This window comes from Microcoleus sp. F4-D5 (genome assembly GCF_036704885.1).
Lineage (GTDB): Bacteria > Cyanobacteriota > Cyanobacteriia > Cyanobacteriales > Microcoleaceae > Microcoleus.
Window position 1 is genome coordinate 103,776 of sequence record NZ_JAUBSX010000008.1, and the last position, 15,905, is coordinate 119,680.

At 43.6% G+C, this 15,905-nt stretch carries 21 protein-coding genes and 3 pseudogenes; 13 read left to right on the forward strand and 11 right to left on the reverse strand.

The genetic code is table 11. The annotated features are described in order from the left end of the window. Window positions 1-190: 190 nt before the first annotated feature. On the reverse strand, window positions 191-1,786 hold the full coding sequence (locus QUA80_RS06125; RefSeq protein ID WP_333422381.1) for a pitrilysin family protein: 1,596 nt from the start codon (window positions 1,784-1,786) through the stop codon (window positions 191-193). A gap of 281 nt (window positions 1,787-2,067) precedes the next feature. On the opposite strand from QUA80_RS06125, the gene QUA80_RS06130 reads away from it, so the two are divergent. Both QUA80_RS06130 and QUA80_RS06135 read left to right on the forward strand, forming a co-directional pair. Beyond that, window positions 2,068-2,685: a helix-turn-helix domain-containing protein gene (locus tag QUA80_RS06130; RefSeq protein ID WP_333422383.1), complete on the forward strand. Its 618-nt coding sequence runs from the start codon at window positions 2,068-2,070 to the stop codon at window positions 2,683-2,685. A 24-nt stretch (window positions 2,686-2,709) separates the two neighbouring features. Next, a complete protein-coding gene (locus QUA80_RS06135; protein ID WP_333422385.1) occupies window positions 2,710-3,231 on the forward strand; it encodes a GNAT family N-acetyltransferase in 522 nt (173 codons plus the stop codon). 8 nt (window positions 3,232-3,239) lie between these two features. Here the strand turns inward: QUA80_RS06135 and QUA80_RS06140 are convergent, their stop codons facing one another. Continuing rightward, entirely contained in the window at window positions 3,240-3,602 is a 363-nt protein-coding gene (locus tag QUA80_RS06140; RefSeq protein ID WP_333422387.1) for a hypothetical protein, read from the reverse strand. 114 nt (window positions 3,603-3,716) lie between these two features. Here QUA80_RS06140 and QUA80_RS06145 point away from each other — a divergent pair, with 114 nt between their 5' ends. Beyond that, the gene (locus tag QUA80_RS06145) at window positions 3,717-4,547 is read left to right on the forward strand and encodes a cobalamin biosynthesis protein (protein WP_333422389.1); all 831 of its coding nucleotides are present in this window, start codon (window positions 3,717-3,719) and stop codon (window positions 4,545-4,547) included. A gap of 4 nt (window positions 4,548-4,551) precedes the next feature. On the opposite strand, the gene QUA80_RS06150 is transcribed toward QUA80_RS06145, so the two are convergent. Beyond that, entirely contained in the window at window positions 4,552-4,920 is a 369-nt protein-coding gene (locus QUA80_RS06150; protein ID WP_333244809.1) for a phage holin family protein, read from the reverse strand. Between the two features lie 109 nt (window positions 4,921-5,029). Here QUA80_RS06150 and QUA80_RS06155 point away from each other — a divergent pair, with 109 nt between their 5' ends. After that, window positions 5,030-5,527: a pentapeptide repeat-containing protein gene (locus QUA80_RS06155; RefSeq protein WP_333422391.1), complete on the forward strand. Its 498-nt coding sequence runs from the start codon at window positions 5,030-5,032 to the stop codon at window positions 5,525-5,527. Between the two features lie 245 nt (window positions 5,528-5,772). On the opposite strand, the gene QUA80_RS06160 is transcribed toward QUA80_RS06155, so the two are convergent. Then, entirely contained in the window at window positions 5,773-6,072 is a 300-nt protein-coding gene (locus QUA80_RS06160; RefSeq protein ID WP_333422393.1) for a hypothetical protein, read from the reverse strand. 442 nt (window positions 6,073-6,514) lie between these two features. Between QUA80_RS06160 and QUA80_RS06165 the strand changes: the two are divergent. After that, a pseudogene (locus tag QUA80_RS06165) lies at window positions 6,515-7,633 on the forward strand (IS630 family transposase). Window positions 7,634-7,638: 5 nt separating this feature from the next. Here the strand turns inward: QUA80_RS06165 and QUA80_RS06170 are convergent. Continuing rightward, a pseudogene (locus tag QUA80_RS06170) lies at window positions 7,639-8,717 on the reverse strand (IS4 family transposase); the annotation flags it as partial. Between the two features lie 166 nt (window positions 8,718-8,883). Here QUA80_RS06170 and QUA80_RS06175 point away from each other — a divergent pair. Continuing rightward, a pseudogene (locus QUA80_RS06175) lies at window positions 8,884-9,296 on the forward strand (transposase); the annotation flags it as partial. A gap of 54 nt (window positions 9,297-9,350) precedes the next feature. Here the strand turns inward: QUA80_RS06175 and QUA80_RS33700 are convergent. Together QUA80_RS33700 and QUA80_RS06180 are read right to left on the reverse strand one after the other, a co-directional pair. Beyond that, on the reverse strand, window positions 9,351-9,704 hold the full coding sequence (locus tag QUA80_RS33700) for an IS4/Tn5 family transposase DNA-binding protein (protein WP_445302207.1): 354 nt from the start codon (window positions 9,702-9,704) through the stop codon (window positions 9,351-9,353). A gap of 150 nt (window positions 9,705-9,854) precedes the next feature. After that, on the reverse strand, window positions 9,855-10,334 hold the full coding sequence (locus tag QUA80_RS06180; protein ID WP_333422395.1) for a hypothetical protein: 480 nt from the start codon (window positions 10,332-10,334) through the stop codon (window positions 9,855-9,857). 82 nt (window positions 10,335-10,416) lie between these two features. Between QUA80_RS06180 and petN the strand changes: the two genes are divergently transcribed. From petN to QUA80_RS06195, 3 genes are all read left to right on the forward strand, one after another. Beyond that, complete coding sequence (gene petN / locus QUA80_RS06185; RefSeq protein ID WP_071883976.1) at window positions 10,417-10,506, forward strand: cytochrome b6-f complex subunit PetN; 90 nt, start codon at window positions 10,417-10,419, stop codon at window positions 10,504-10,506. 90 nt (window positions 10,507-10,596) lie between these two features. Beyond that, window positions 10,597-11,196 carry a DJ-1/PfpI family protein gene (locus QUA80_RS06190; protein ID WP_333422397.1) on the forward strand — a complete coding sequence of 200 codons (600 nt, stop codon included), beginning with the start codon at window positions 10,597-10,599 and terminating at the stop codon, window positions 11,194-11,196. Next, the gene (locus tag QUA80_RS06195; protein ID WP_333422399.1) at window positions 11,193-11,429 is read left to right on the forward strand and encodes a DUF167 domain-containing protein; all 237 of its coding nucleotides are present in this window, start codon (window positions 11,193-11,195) and stop codon (window positions 11,427-11,429) included. Before QUA80_RS06190 ends, QUA80_RS06195 begins: the two co-directional genes overlap by 4 nt. A gap of 129 nt (window positions 11,430-11,558) precedes the next feature. On the opposite strand, the gene QUA80_RS06200 is transcribed toward QUA80_RS06195, so the two are convergent. Further along, window positions 11,559-12,449 (reverse strand): ABC transporter permease, encoded by an 891-nt coding sequence (locus QUA80_RS06200; protein WP_333422401.1) that lies wholly within the window; start codon window positions 12,447-12,449, stop codon window positions 11,559-11,561. A gap of 174 nt (window positions 12,450-12,623) precedes the next feature. Here QUA80_RS06200 and QUA80_RS06205 point away from each other — a divergent pair, with 174 nt between their 5' ends. The 4 genes from QUA80_RS06205 (at window position 12,624) to QUA80_RS06220 (ending at window position 14,294) form a co-directional block, all read left to right on the forward strand. After that, entirely contained in the window at window positions 12,624-12,932 is a 309-nt protein-coding gene (locus QUA80_RS06205; protein ID WP_333422403.1) for a XisH family protein, read from the forward strand. A 2-nt stretch (window positions 12,933-12,934) separates the two neighbouring features. Then, a complete protein-coding gene (locus QUA80_RS06210; RefSeq protein ID WP_333422455.1) occupies window positions 12,935-13,060 on the forward strand; it encodes a hypothetical protein in 126 nt (41 codons plus the stop codon). Next, complete coding sequence (locus QUA80_RS06215; protein WP_333422405.1) at window positions 13,048-13,383, forward strand: XisI protein; 336 nt, start codon at window positions 13,048-13,050, stop codon at window positions 13,381-13,383. The genes QUA80_RS06210 and QUA80_RS06215 overlap by 13 nt, the downstream gene beginning before the upstream one ends. Before the next feature lie 446 nt (window positions 13,384-13,829). Then, entirely contained in the window at window positions 13,830-14,294 is a 465-nt protein-coding gene (locus QUA80_RS06220; protein WP_333422406.1) for a DUF433 domain-containing protein, read from the forward strand. Between the two features lie 93 nt (window positions 14,295-14,387). Here QUA80_RS06220 and QUA80_RS06225 read toward each other — a convergent pair whose 3' ends face one another. The 3 genes from QUA80_RS06225 to QUA80_RS06235 all read right to left on the reverse strand — a co-directional run bounded on the left by QUA80_RS06225 (window position 14,388) and on the right by QUA80_RS06235 (window position 15,831). Continuing rightward, on the reverse strand, window positions 14,388-15,116 hold the full coding sequence (locus QUA80_RS06225) for a GUN4 domain-containing protein (protein WP_333422408.1): 729 nt from the start codon (window positions 15,114-15,116) through the stop codon (window positions 14,388-14,390). 54 nt (window positions 15,117-15,170) lie between these two features. Further along, complete coding sequence (locus QUA80_RS06230) at window positions 15,171-15,491, reverse strand: hypothetical protein (RefSeq protein WP_333422410.1); 321 nt, start codon at window positions 15,489-15,491, stop codon at window positions 15,171-15,173. A gap of 109 nt (window positions 15,492-15,600) precedes the next feature. Next, entirely contained in the window at window positions 15,601-15,831 is a 231-nt protein-coding gene (locus QUA80_RS06235) for a hypothetical protein (protein WP_333422412.1), read from the reverse strand. Window positions 15,832-15,905: the final 74 nt, after the last annotated feature.

Here is a 15,905-nt window from a genome sequence, read left to right on the forward strand (position 1 = left end):
CGTAGGGGCGGTGCTTGGTACTTGCCCTAAATGCGAGTCTATTTCTTAGTCGGCGCGGGCAGACTTCGTTTGTGCAGGATCGGTTTCAACCGCCGATTCTAAATCGAGGCAAAGCCTCTGGATCTGCGTTCCCAGGCAGAGCCTGAGAACGAGTCTTTCTTCCTTCTTCCTTCTTCCTTCTTCCTTGTTCTTACAGCGGCAAAAGCTTACCAATCGTGCGGTTTTCCGGGCGGAAAGTTGCCTGAGAAACACGCTGAATGTCAGCGGGAGTAACAGCCGCGATCGCATCCAATTCCTTGAACAAATTTCGCCACGAACCGGTTTTTACTTGATAATCCAGCAGGGAAAATGCCATGCCCATATTAGAATTGAGCGATCGCAACAAATCGGCTCTCGCCTGAGTTTTCACTCGATCCAATTCCAAATCAGAAACCGGCTCAGTTTTCAGGCGATCGATTTCCTTGCTCAAAGCGGAGGCTACTTCATCAACCGTGCGGCCCGGAGCAGTTTGAGCGTAAAATAACATCAAATTCGGATACTTGTCCCCCGGATAACCGCTGAAACCTTGAGCCGCGAGCGCCAATTGCTGCTGTTCTACCAAAGATTTGTAAAGCCGAGAAGTGCGGCCATCGCTGAGCAAAGAACCAATCATTTCATAAATCGCATTGTCGGGATGATTCATCGCCGGCCGGTGGTATCCTTCCAAATACCAAGGTTGAGTTTTTAATTGCAGCGTCACTTCCTGAGTTTGGGTTTGAGGAGGTTCGACAATTTGCAATTCTGGAGGTGCTGGTGAAGCCTTGTAACGGCCGAAATAAATTTGAGCGAGTCGCTTCACCTCCGAAGCTTTCACGTCTCCTACCACCGCCACAGTCAGCTTGCTGGGGACGTAGTGAGTCTCGAAAAACTTCTGCACGTCGCTGCGGCTGAGGTTTTGAATGTCTTCAGTGTAGCCAATTACGGGGCGGCGGTAGGGATGAACAGAGAAAGCTTTGTTGGCAAAAACTTCAACCATTTGTCCGATCGGAGAATTCTCGGTTCGCAGCCTGCGCTCTTCTAAAATTACCTGTTTTTCCTTGTAAAATTCCCGAAATACTGGTTCGAGAAATCGCTCGGATTCCAGCGACATCCACATTTCTAACTTATTAGCTGGAAGGCTGTAAAAATACATTGTGGCGTCGGTAGAAGTAGCGGCATTTAGTCCGACTCCGCCGGCTTGTTCGACTATTTTGCCCAGTTCGTTGCGCTTGACAAATTGCGAAGCTTCGGCTTCAACTTTGTCAAATTCTGCTTTTAATGTGGCGACTTCTTCAGTTTTGCCACTGGCTTTGGCTGCTTGTATTTGCTCGAAGAGTTGGTCTTGTTTTTCTAGCAGCGGCTTTTCGGCTTTGTAGTCGGTAGTGCCGATTTTTGGCGTGCCTTTGAAGGCTAAATGTTCGAGATAGTGAGCGACACCTGTTTGACCGTCGGGTTCGTTTGCCCCGCCCACATCGGCGTAAATCAGAAACGATGCTACGGGTGCTCTTGGCCTTTCGAGCACGATGAATGTCATGCCGTTGTCGAGCTTAAATTCGGTGACTTGGCTGATTACTCGATCGAGCGACGGTTGAACAGAGACTGCTTGGGAGCCGCTAGCGGGGTTGGGGCGGGCGAGGGCGATTTCGGGAGAAATGCCCCACCACAGCAGTACAGCGGCCAGCAGGAAGGCGATGAATCGAGTTTGGCTCGCGGGCGATTCCCTACGGGATAGCTTCGCTTCACGGGGTTTTTGGAACTGCGGGATCATTCGATTTTAGATTTTAGATTTTAGATTTTGGATTGTCAAACAAAAAATGTTTGTGCTCGGCGGCCAGAGATTCTTTTTTAAGGATAAAGATTTTTGGAGGCATAAGCGATCTGTTGCGCCCCAGATGTTAGGCTGATACAGCAAATCTCACAAAGGGTCTGGGGCCCGGCGAGGAGTTTTAAGTTGGGGATTAAAGCCGCGCACAACTTAAAACTTAACATTATTTAGCCCTTCAGTCCCGAACCAGTAGTTCCAAGTCGCCAATTACCGATTGCAAAGCCATGCGAATTTTTAATCAGTCTCCTCCTTCTGAAACAGAAACCAAGAAGCGGATTTTACAAGCCGCTCAGCGGTTGTTTGCCCGCAGCGGATACGACGGCACTACAACTCGCGATTTAGCAGCGGCGGCGGGGGTGGCGGAGGGTACGCTATTTCGGCATTTTGATAATAAAAAAGCGATTTTGATTGAGGTGGCGACGGAAGGATGGGTGGAGTTGCTGACGGATTTGCTGACTGAATTAAGCGAGATGGGCAGTTACAAAGCAGTGGCTCAGGTGATGCGGCGGCGGATGCTGAATATCCGCTCAAATAGCGACATGATGCGGGTGTGTTTTTTGGAGGCGCAATTTCACCCGGATTTGCGCGATCGAATTCAGTTGGAAGTCATCGGAAAAATGACTAATGTGGCTGAGGCTTTTTTTGAGACGGCTATGGAAAAAGGAGTTTATCGGAAGATGAATCCGAAGATTGTCGCTCAGGTATTTTTGGGAATGTTTGCAGTCGCGGGTTTCAGTCAAAATACGATTATGGAACCGAATGCTTCTGTGCAGCAAATGCAGGAAATGGCTGAAGGACTCGCAGATATTTTTCTGAATGGGGTTTTAATTAAAGATGAATAATTAGGGCAACAGGGAAAACTTGTTATGAGGAAAGTTTTGCACTATTCTATTCGACCGCTAACGCAGGAAGACGAGCCTTTTTTGTGGCAAATGCTGTATGAAGCGGCGCACATGGCAGAAGAAGGTGAATCAACGGTGCAAGCTGTTGTCAATCATCCTTTAATTGCGAAATATGTCCAGAATTGGGGACGTGCAAGCGATTTGGGCTTCGCAGCGATCGAATTGAACGGCAGCCAGCCAGTAGGAGCAGCCTGGCTGCGTTTGTTTGCAGAGGATGACAAGGGCTTTGGCTGGGTTGACGATACTACCCCGGAATTGGCGATCGCCGTGCTTCCAGAATATACAAATCAGGGTGTAGGAACGCAGTTGCTGACTCGTTTGCTGTCAGCAGCAAAAGCATCTTATCGATCGGTATCCCTGAGTGTCAGAAGCTCGAATCGAGCGCTGAGTTTGTACGAGCGATCTGGATTTAAAGTAATTGAGGGAAGCGAGACAATCAACCGCACAGGAGGGACATCATTCACCATGAAAGTGGATTTTGATTGAGTGAATTATTACTCTATAAATTTGTACATTTGCTGTACCCAATTCTCCCGGTTTTTCTGCCATTCATCCGTCACTACTTCCCAAGTTGTATTGCTTTCAAGTTCCAGCAGTAGACTTGATACTTCTTCCAGCGTCGATGCTATATGACATTCTGCTACCCAACTTTCACGGATCATTTTCCAGAGACTTTGTACCGCTTGTCGCTGAAAATTTGATTCTAATTCAACTAGCAATTTGGCTAGGTGTTTTTGGTCAATTGCTGCTGACACCTCGCTCATCCAAAAGTCGCGACGTTCCTTCCATTCTTCGATCACTGCTTCCCATGTGAGGTTGCTTTCAAACTCTAACAGTAACTGGTTCAACTCTACCATATTAAATGTTTTTTTTGCAGTTTGTGCTAAAATTATACAGAACTTTTTAAGTAAGAGTGTAACTTTTTTAACAGATTGCGGTCGGAGTGAAACTAAAGATTATATCTGTGAATAATGCTCTCTGAATTTACGTTAGATATGCTACACATTCCCAGCGGTTGGCAGCGGGGGGAAGGTGACTGGACAGGAGTGGCGGCGGCTATTGCTCGAGGGGAAACTGTAGAAGTAATTCAAGAAGTTGGTTCTACTTTGTGGCAAAACAGTCTGCCCGAAAAACATTCTTTGTATTGGGAGGGTGAAAATCTATCAACTATCAAAGCCCGAATTTGGATTAGTTTCACGCACAGAAAATTTTCGCCGGAATCTGCTTTGCCAAAGGTTCAGTGGCATCCAAGAGTGTTGTGGATAGGGATAGGTTGCGAACGCGGAACCCACAAAGAATTAATCGAAACTGCGATTAAACAAGTATGCCGTGCCTATCATTTAGCCGAAAGTGCGATCGCAGGTATTGCTACAATAGACACTAAATCAGGTGAAGTCGGCTTGCTGGAACTTTGTCAAGAGCGAAATTGGCCGTTAAAAACCTTTGCGGCTGACATTTTAAGTTCCGTAGAAGTCCCCAATCCTTCAAATATTGCAGTCAAAGAAGTCGGGACGCCCAGTGTAGCAGAAGCAGCAGCACTTTGTGCGATCGAACTGATATCTTCTACCATGCTCGATAACAGGCAAGATGCCTGTTCCACAATTCTCAACAACAGGCAAGATGCCTGTGAAGCGAAGAGTGAATCTGCTTGTGTGGTGGGCATCCAGCCCGCCCGTGAAAGGCTTTTAGTCCCTAAAAAAATATTTCGCGCTAAAAATCCCCCCCTTTTACAAGGAGGGGTTAGGGCGGGTTCTGCTGTAACAGTAGCGGTTGCAGTTTGCCCGATCGAGTATCTGGAATAATCTATTACTGAGACAAAGTATTGGCATTCACAAATCGACCAATTAACCCAGAAACGAATGACAGCACAATCGAACCAAACAAAGCCGGCCAAAAACCGCTAACCGCAAAGCCGATATTGAACGCACCCGCCAACCACGAAGCCAGGGAAAGCGAAATTGCATTCACAACAAACAAAAACAAACCTAAAGTAATAATGCTCAAAGGCAGCGTCAGCAAAGTAATAATCGGTCTGACAACCGCGTTCACCAATCCGATAACAACAGCAGCCAGCATCGCCGCCGGAAAGCTCACCACCGAAATACCTGGTACAATGTTAGCGGTAACGATCAGCGAAACCGCTGCTACTATCCAAGTTAAGAAAAAACTTAGCATATCTTTTTTTCCATCTCCATCACTCTTAATTAAGATTGTAACTGTTTAGTCGATCGACCAAAGTTCGGGATACACTACGAAATACCCACCTTGCAAGAATATCAGACTTATGAAACTCCGGCAACTAGCAGCATTCCTCTTGGCACTAACTATCTTCATCCTGCAGCAGCCAGCCCAGGCTCAATCTAAATATTACGCTCCTCCGCTGTCCTTTAGCAACGCCGAACTGACAAGACGCGATTTTTCGGGTCAAATGCTGCGGGCCGCTGAGTTTTCTAACGCTAATATGGACTTGACTAATTTTTCTAATGCCGATTTGCGGGGAGCAATTATGAGCGCTTCGGTGATGACTCAGGCTAATTTGCACGGCGCCAATTTAACTAATGCAATGATAGATCAAGTGAAATTTACTAATGCCGATTTAAGTGATGCCATTTTAGCAGAAACGATTTTGCTGCGTTCTACTTTTGACGGAGTTGATATCACCGGCGCTGACTTTACTGACGCAATTATGGACGGAGCACAAGTTAAAGAATTGTGTACAAAGGCCACCGGAATTAATTCTCAAACAGGGATTTCTACTCGCGATTCCTTGGGATGCCGCTGATTTATTTTATCATTACCTAATTTCAATTTCTGGAATATTGATAGGGGCGGGCTAGAAGCCTTGTCATTACCCACATTTTTCAACCCGCATTTTCAAAAGTGTTGGGCTGCTAATTGGAGTGCCCAACACATATCTTGCAATCTTGCCCAACCACGCCATAACGTCTGCCAGTCTGGATTCCCATCCGATTTTGTGCCAATAAAACCACCCAAGCGAGCTACAGATTTCCCAAATTCAGACGCTCGTCAATTGCTCCTCAAACAAGCCTCGGCGGGCCGAAGGACTTTTAACAGATAATTAGGGACGAATTGACAAGCGTCTGCAGCTCCATCCATACGACTAGCAGTACGTAACTGCAATAACCTGACAGCTACAACTGCCAAAAATCCTAGCAATCTCAGCAGTCCGTCTCCAGTCTCCAATTGCCGTTGTTCAATCCCACAACCGCTTTTGAGACACTTGTGATACTCTTCGATTAATACCAATCCAATTGTTCTTTTGCTGCTGTCGCATCTGTCACAGCAACAGCGGTAAATAGAATCCATTCCAATCCCTCTGAACTATCCTCCCGGACTTCCCAACAACGAATGCACCATCCACTAATCGGTAGTTCTTTACGTTCAGGGCCGCTGGTTGGTGGTTTGACGGTGATTGCTTCCCTGGCTATTTGCCAATACGGTTTACTTAAGGGTTGGCAGGCTTTAAGATATTAAAAACAGGAGGATTCATTTTTATTCCAGTACCTCTGTGTTTAACTTTTTTGGATTTAAATTTTGAAACAGGTTTTTTGACAACTCTTGGGTTATTTCTCAGAACTCTTTGCGGTAAAGTTGTATCAAGTATATCCAAATTCAACCAAGTTAAAAAAATGGGATTTCTTGTGGTTCTAATCGCTGAAATTTTGGGACAGCACGACGAATAACTCGTAAGCTGTTGTGCCTTTAAATAGGGTATAATAAAAGTTTAGTTTAGTCAATCACTACAAAAATGCCAGCCCCAAACCATCTCAATCCCAAACAAATAGAGAAACTACAGAAAGCTTTAAAAGAGGAAGACAAGGCAAATGTCAGAGAAAGAATTCTGATTTTATTATTGCTCGATGACGGCAAAACACAATCTAAAATCGCTGACTTTTTGGGTGGTTCAGTCAACAAAGTATCTTATTGGTGTATGAAGAGAAACCCGACAATTTAGAAAGTCTAATAGATGAGAGAATGAAAGGAAACCACAAAAAAGCCACAGATAAATCTAGAGAAATATTATTAGAAACTCTAGAGAAAGACCCTCAAGAATTAGGAGATGATTTTGGAAAATGGACAGCGCAGAGATTAGCAACATACTTAGAAGAGTCCACAGGAATCAAATTAAGCGGAGGACAAGTTCGGAGGATATTAAAGCAAAAAAAGTATGTTTACATCTGGGCTAAGTATAGCCGGGAGTCCAAGAGAAATCCCGAAAAAAGAACAGCGTTTAAAATAAAACTAGCAGAATATTTAAAAGTAGAAAAAGAAACTCCAGAACGATTACAGGTATGGTTTTGGGACGAGAGTGGATTGAGTTCAAGAGTCACCAGAAGAAATAACTGGTGTAAAAAAAGCAGCCGAAAACAGGTCAGAGGATACCGAAGAAAAGGCAGAGTTAATGTAAGAGGAGGAGTAAGAAATAGCGATAAAAATAGGTGGGTTGAGTTCATCAAAAAAGGTAATTAATCTAATTTTGAGCGAGTGCTAAAACTGTTTGATGAAGAGCTAATTAATTAATGAATGAATGGTATCAGCAGGAGATCGAGCATCAGAATTTGCTAAAAAAAAAGCAAAAATAGTAATCGTTCTCGATCGTGCTAGTTTTCATAAAAAAGAAGAGTACCTCAAAAAAATTGAAACAGAAATGCCTAATATCCATTGATAATTACTCCCCAAATACAGCCCCGACTATAACTTAATTGAATTAGTATGGCATTCGACAAAAGAATATATTGCCAATCGACTTTTTACATCTATTGAAGAGCTAGAGTATTTATTGCAGCTCCTCTTAAATGAAGGGCAATTAATAATTAAATGGGGTCGCAAAATCAAAAATAAGGGCAATGCTTGTATCACAGTTTAAATGTGCAACAGCTTAATGTACCCCGTGAAAGAAATACTTAATGGGGAAATTTCTGTACTATGCGCTTTTTGACAAATTAATGACCGCACAGCCCAATGTCCTAATAATAGGCCATAAATTTCTTGCACTACTGCTCTTGGTATTTGAGAACGAACATGAGTTTTTCGTTCTCCGAGATGTACTTTTAATTCATCAATTGTATTTTCGACTTCCCACCGTTGATGATATTCGGCAGACAATAACTTAGCCGGATTTTTTTGAGGGTTCAATAAAGTAATTAAACTATATTTAGTTTCGGCTGTTGGGTCGTTTAAGTTTTCAATCGTGTACTCAATTACTCTGACTTGAATGGGCTAAAATCCTTTTTTTTTGAATTTGCCTGGAGGATTAATAAAACTTAAGTAAGAACCATCTTATAGTTGTGTTTCGTTGAGGAATTTAATATTTGACGGAATTCGTCCTAAATAGTTATAACCCTTGCTGAGAGTGGCTGACACCATCGCATATGAATGCAAACCTCTATCCCACATTAACAACATTTATTTAGTAACTGAGCGCAATAATCTTAATTCTATGACTCTTTCTCCCATCTTGTATGGGCATATTAAGGCATCAAATATTAAATGCGTTCATGCTTCTACTAAAATAACTAATCTAGCGAAAGGGAAAAGCAGCTCTTGTACCTGGACGGCTACCTGGACGGCGAAAAACTCTGGCATTTTCATCACCCAGAGGGGATGTCTAAGCAGGTTCCATCTATTGCTACAACTCTCAATCCATTCAGAAAAGCTCCCACTGTTTCAGTTGTAGCCATTGGTCGTACCAACTGATGAAACAACTGGCCTATCGCAAGAGGTCCTAATCTTTTTCGGGCTTTAGTAATAGCTGCCTTGCAGGGAGTTTTCCAATATTTACCAGTTTTCAACCAGACTTCATTAAGTCCATCAATCAGATTTTTTAGTACGTCGCGCATAGAGTCTTTTGACCATAAGCTCATTGCTATGATTAGACATACTACCAGTTGTGATGGTAGCCCACGATGCCGTTTATCTTTGGCTTTTACTTTGAGAAGAGCTGCTTCTATTTCTGTTGATGGAATTGCTATTGCTCTTGCTTTGAATATCTCGCTAATTTTGAGCTTGGGAGATGCTAATAATAATTTTTTGTACGGCACTATACTTGATTTACTTTTTTGTAGATAATACCTAGTTTATCACTTGTTCGGTCTTAAGTAAACCGTATTGGATCGTAGCTTTACGGGATATTACCCAGAATCAGTTCACGCCGTTAGCGAAGCCCTCGAAGAGGATCGCATTTATCGTACCAAGGAAAACCGAGCATGGTGTCAAGAAAGAGGAATTAAAATCAGCGGATCGGCTGTAGGAAGACCCCAGCAAACGTCAGTAAAGAAAAAAAGAAACAAGCAGCAGAAGATGAAAGAATTCGTCAGGCAATTGAAGGAAAATTTGGGACTTGCGTAAACGCAGATTTAGCTTGAATCCTTGTGATGGCAAAACTTTAAAATACCTCCCAAACAACAATGGCGGTTACTTTTTTAGTCATGAGCCTTTCTACCCGGTTGCTCCGGTTTTTTTTTTGTTTTTTTGTACTAATTCCCGAAAACAACACCTGTTTATGGGTAAGTCATTATCAAAAATTATAATGGCAGCAAAAATTGTCGAGCTAAACTGATGTTCGCTCGCTCTTAAATAGATCGTTACTCTCTTGCTGAGTTTTCCCTGACTGATTCAGCAAGCCCTAGTCTAGTTCCGTTGTGTCTTGGAGAGAGAGTACGATGGGTGCGCCACTTTGTTGAGCTCGACAAAGAGTGCTTTAACAATGGGGTTGACGATGGGGCCTTGTGAGTGACATCCTTTTCCCCTAGCAGTCGGCAGGCGGCTTTTAATTGATTCCAACTTTCCATTTGTGTTGGTAAGCTGGCTGATGGATTCTGAGCTAACGCTGCTCCAACCTCGAGAGCTCTGTTGGTCTGTCGGCTATCTCCAAGGTCTACATCTCCCCATTGGTCCAATGCCGATTTTTGGGGGTCTGTGAAATTCTCCCGGTTCATAAATTTAATCTGCAGCACTACTTGTTCACTATCATAAATGTGGGTAATGAGAAGGGCTCGCGTGCCCAACCCCTACTCCCCACAAGAAAATTGAACTTTTGTGGAACAGGCCGGAAAGCCTGTTCGTAAAAATGCTGCAAGATTTGGCACTCAAGAATCAAAGGGCTTAATCCACGATCGCCCGATCGCCCAATCCAAAACCAAACCCGCGATCGCGAACAATACCACACTCTCGGCACCGCGAACAGCAAACGGCAATAACTCCTGTAGGGCGGGCATCTTCCCGGGTTCAAAAAACAATCCAGCATCCAACTGTCCAAAAGCCCGCACCAACCCAAAAGCCAACACCGCACCAGATTTAAGCTGCGGGTTAACATCTCGGCGAATCGCATAGCGGTAAGTCACGCCGAACAAAAAACCGCCCAAAAGTGCGATAGTCCCTCTCAAGGCAAAATTTAGGTCAATTTCCCTTACCTGCAAACTCGCCAGAGAATCCAACCTATCCGCCAGAATTAAGCTATTACCAAGGGCGATCGCCCCAAAAGCCAGCAAACAAGACAAAGCAGCAACACTCCCTGCCTTCAAAGATTCTACCCGTTCAGCGGCACTAAAATTTGACGAGTCTTTCACAGCGCCCTCATTTCAAAAATGGCTCAAATTGACTTATCATAAGGTTTGGAGTCATTTTGTACAGTTTGTTCAATAAATAGCTATGGATATTTTGTCACTCGGTTGGGTTTCGGTGCTAGTTCTGTTCTCCTTCTCAATTTCAATGGTCATTTGGGGACGCAACGGTTTCTAGATTCCGCAATAGCTTGCGGGGCAAGCTTTTTAACTGCCCCGCATTTTTTAAATCCTATTTAACACGCTCAAAATAACAGGAGTTGGAAACATGACAGCCAAAAAAATCTTAATGTTAGTCGGCGACTTTGTAGAAGACTACGAAGTAATGGTTCCCTTCCAAGCACTGCAAATGGTAGGTCACACCGTCCACGCCGTCTGCCCGGAAAAAGCCGCCGGACAAAAAATTCGCACCGCAATTCACGACTTTGAAGGCGATCAAACCTACACCGAAAAACCCGGTCACAACTTCACTTTAAACGCGACTTTTGACGAAATCAACCCGGCAGATTACGACGCTTTGGTTATTCCCGGAGGACGCGCCCCAGAATACATCCGCCTCAACGAACAAGTGCTGCAAATTACCCGCTACTTTGCCAACAGCAAAAAGCCGATCGCATCTATTTGTCACGGTTTGCAAGTCCTAACTGCCGCCGGCGTACTCGAAGGCAAACGCTGCACTGCATACCCCGCTTGCAGCCCCGACGTACTCCGGGCCGGCGGCAAATATACAGAAGTTCCCGTTACCGACGCCGTAGTCGATGGCAATTTAGTCACCGCCCCCGCGTGGCCAGCACATTCTAACTGGCTGGCTGAATTTCTGAAAGTTTTAGGGACAAAAATCGAACATTCAGAAAAAGTCGAAGTATGACTATTTTCACAGTCAAAGTTAAACCGAATTCCAAACAGCAAAGCATCGCAGAACAACCCGACGGCAGCCTCACAGTACATCTCAAATCGCCGCCAGTCGAGGGTAAAGCCAATCAAGAATTAATCGTGCTGTTGGCGAAAAAGTTTAAAGTGCCGAAATCGGCGATCGGCATTAAATCCGGTTTTTCTTCGAGAAATAAACTTGTGGAAGTTCCAATCGAACCTGCAACTTAGAGTAATTCTGAAAAGTAGTGAGAAAGAGAGATTTTAGGCAATATCTGTAGGGACACATATCGGCATGGCCGTGTCCCTACAATTGACAGTGCAGGTTAAACTATCGCCCGCTTATTTGCTGCGATCGCCCTAAGCAAACCTGCGTCTCAGCAGCGGTTGAATGCTAAGCAGCGCTACGACATCAAAGGCTAGCAATACTAACAGCGCTCCTCCAAAGGTAATATTACCCCAAGGAGCTTGCATCACCACACTTGCTAGCGACCAATCGCTGTGCAGGTACAAATAGCGAATAGGTTCGATCGCGTAACTCAGGGGATTTAGAGTCACGACAACTTGCAGCCAGTGAGGCATAAACGACAGCGGTGCGAGGGCTGTGCTCGCAAATAACAGCGGCAAATTAGTAACAAAAATTACCGCAATTAATTCTACGTGACCGGGGAGAGCAAAAGCTAAACCCAGACTCAAACCGGTGACGCCCAAAACTAACAGCAGGACTATTAGGGCGATCGCCCCCAGTCCGGCAATTCCGGGGAATCCCGCGCCCAAAAACGCTCCCGCCGTAACGATTGCGCCGGTTTGGATGAAACTCAGGGTGACGATGAAAATAGCCGAAGCCAGGACGATCGAAAATCTCGAAGCCAGCGGCGCGACTAATAAGCGGTTGAGAAAGCCGAATTCGCGATCGAACATAATCGGCAAACCGGCATTCAGCGCCCCGGCAAAGGCTGTAAAAACGATTACACCAGCGCCTAGAAATTGTCCGTAATTCTGGCTTTCGCCGAACAAGCCGGAGGGAGCATTTTCAAACAGAGCTCCGAACAAAACCAACCACATCAGGGGCTGAATAATGCCTGCAACTAGCGTCGAGGGGCGGCGCTGCAATTGAATAAACAGGCGCTTGGTTAAGGCGAGTGTTTCTTGGATGAAGTCGCCCAGCAGAGAACTGGAAGTGTCAGCGGATGCCGTGGAGAGTGGCCGCTGCTGGTTGAGGTTGTTGGGGGATGTAACAGTACCGCTCATAATTGCTTGCGCTGATTTTGATTAAATCTAACTCTCTTTACAGTAGCAAGTCTGGAGGTATTGGTGGTGTTGGGCGGGCGATCGGTTTTTGTTTAGGGTTCTGGTAAAGTGAATGTCCTGTTACCTGTCTAATTAGTTTCGGAAGTTTTAGGATACAATCGTATTGATTAAAAATTGACTTCTTCCAATATGCCAGCTAAAGATGTATATCACAATGTTGTAAAAAATGCCCTCATCAAAGACGGATGGAGAATTACCCACGATCCCTTGAGATTAAAATGGGGAATTAAAGATATGTACGTCGATTTGGGCGCCGAGCGCATTTTTAGTGCTGAGAAAGCTGGACAAAAGATAGCTGTAGAAGTCAAAAGTTTTGTGGGCGCACCAGACATGAATGACCTGGAGAATGCGCTGGGTCAATACTTAGTTTACCGTTCGGTAATCGCTAGAACTGAACCCGATCGAAAGCTCTGCTCTATCTAGCTATTACACAATCAGTTTTTAGCGAATTATTATCTGAACCGCTCGGTCAAATCATTAGAGCGGATTATCAAGTATGTTTAATCGTTTTTGCTGAAAAAAATGAGGAGATAGTACAATGGGAACCGTAGAAAATTATCGTCGCATTATAAAAACAATTCTGACTGAATATGCTCAAATACCTTATGCTTATGGAGATATTCAGATTCAAACGGTTTTTGATAGCGATTCAGACCGTTATTTGCTAATGATATTGGGGCGTGAAAACGATATTAGGGTTCACGGATGTTTAGTTCATGTTGATATTATTGAGGGAAAAATTTGGATTCAAAGAGATGGAACTGAAGAGGGAATTGCGAATGAGTTAGTAGCGGGGGGAATCCCCAAAGAACAGATTGTTTTGGGATTTCGTGATCCCAATATTCGGCAGTACACGGGATTTGCTGTAAATTAAATATCGAGGATAAAGCTATGTCATCAAGTGCGATCGCCACTTTGGTCGAGATTATGGAATCTCTGCCATAATCTCTGCAAGATAGAGTTGTTGAACACCTGCAAGCATACATTCTGAAATCAAATATTACCGTGACTGTCAACTCGGATGGTAAGTTAGAAATTCCCGCTGAGATTGAAGCTCAACTGAAGCCTGGGGATAGATATAGCAATCCTAAGTGATTTTCTAGATCCGTAAAATCTGAAAGTCTTGCTATACAACAAGTCTAGGACGACAAGAGGGCGTTGTGTTGTGAGACTCAGATCGGATTGCTATATACAGTTACTGTCACCGCAGATAGTATTGTTTTTCAGAAGGTAAAATGGTGATGTTGTTGCGGGCGATCGCACTTGCTGTAACAGTGTTATGCCATATAAGAGAGCGATCGTTCTAAGGAGGCAAAAATCTTGTCAACTATCACCGATATAGGCACTTTAATCAGTCGCAATCCCGAGATACACGGTGGCTGTCCGATTATTGCTGGGACGGGTGTTACAGTCCGCCGGATTGCTATTTGGTACAAGCAAGGTTTGAGTGCAGAAGAAATTGTCGATCGCATCGGGCATTTAAATCTAACTCAAGTCTATGCAGCTTTGACTTATTATCATGCTAACCGAGAAGAAATTGATGCCGATATTGCAGCGGAGGAAGCAGAAGGCGATCGAATAGAAGCATTGATTTCGGCTCGTAAGATGCAAAAGAAGCCGACGACGGATATAGCTTTAGAAATACCAACACTAACCGACTATCCCTGTCGCCGAGAATTTATGCAATTGCCACTAGAAGAGAGGCAAAATATTTTAGCAAAACAAGCTGAGGTAATGTTGCAGCATTACCAGGAAGATAGAGAATGGCAGGAATTAGAGTATTAGCAGTCGTTATAAAGAGCAATCGTAAGGACCAGGAGGTTGGTAAGGGCTGGGAGGTTGCGTGCAACCGATCCGAGGTTTTATGCTTGAAGTGAATCAGTATCTACAGTTTTTTAGTCGTTGCAAAACATTAATAGTATAGATCTCAGGCATATTCACCCAATTCTGAAAGACTGGTAGATAACCCTTGGGAGTATTTAGACTGTAGTTGAATTCATAAATAGAGTGGATAGGTATATAACAGTAATCGCCAAAACGAGTGTAACCGCGAGTTATCCATCCTAACCGCTCCCAAAGAATTAAAACTTCAACTGTATCGGCTAATGAAATAGAAAACCAAGGACTATCTATGTCATACCAGCCTTTGGTGAGCCTAAACATATTACGATCGAATTCCTGTATTTCTTCCTTTTTCCAATTATCTGCTTTTTTACATTCTTCAAGGATTTGTAACTGGATGCTGAAACCAAAATGTCCCTTACTGTATTGTACCCAAAGCTGGTCTATTTCATGTAAAATATCACAGGGTATTTGATTTATTTCTTCCAGCTTTAAGCTGTGACTGTAAGTCAGTTTCAATTTGCTTGCCATCCCAGAACCTATACCAAAGCATTTTAAGAATTCGCGAAGGGAGTCTTGTAAAGCAATTTCTCCACGAACGATACGTACAGTATTCAGCGTGATGAGTCGCTCGGTTTCTTCATTAGCTGCTTTCCAGTTTCTGGTTGCAAGAAGGATACGCAATTTATTCGTGCTCGTGCCTTGTGTATACCAAAAAACCAAAAAGATAATAATAGCGATGGCGATCAAAATTAAAATTTTCATCGTTTAGAATTCCTAAATTTTCTAATTTTTAGCTTTGGTATTGCGAACAAGTATTTACTTACTAAATGGATTTCTAAAAATTATTACAAACCAAACGTTAATTACCATGCGTACTACGACAGCAAGAGGGTAAATATACCAAACCCAAGGTGAGTGTTCTATATTTCCAAATTGCCAATTATAAGCTGACCAAGCCTCTGATAACATACCAAGACCAGCAAATGATACAGACAATAAAACCGTACCCGCGATTGATAAAACAATAGTTAAACTGGATGTCTTAGTTAGAATAAACATTACCAGTCCGCCCAGAGTACCAAGAATCAGCCAGCTAATTAGATACTTCCAGTGAAACTTTCTGCTTCGATCTTCCATTTTTCATGTTCTCCTAGAAAAGTTAGTATTTTTAAATCTGCTAAGGATTAAGTAGCGGGTAAAGCTTGAGTATATTTGTGGCTTTCATGCCTCCCAAAAATATTAGCCCTTAGATATGTATTGTCTGAAAGTCATGTATTTTACCTTTATGAACACTATTGCCATCAACATAAATTGTGCCATTAGCCCAAGGCTCTATAGAAAACTCAACTTCGCCTCGCTCATTAGTTCGTTTGCGATCTGTTTGTCCCAGCTTTAAAAAATCATTGTTTCCAACGGCAACCGCTTTCCCTTTGATGGGTTCTCCAGTTTTTGCCGAAATCAGTTGAATGATTACCATATTTCGCTACCTCTTTTCTTTCAAAAGCGCTTGTGTTTTTTTGATTTTCCGGTTTTTAGTAATAATTCATTTTC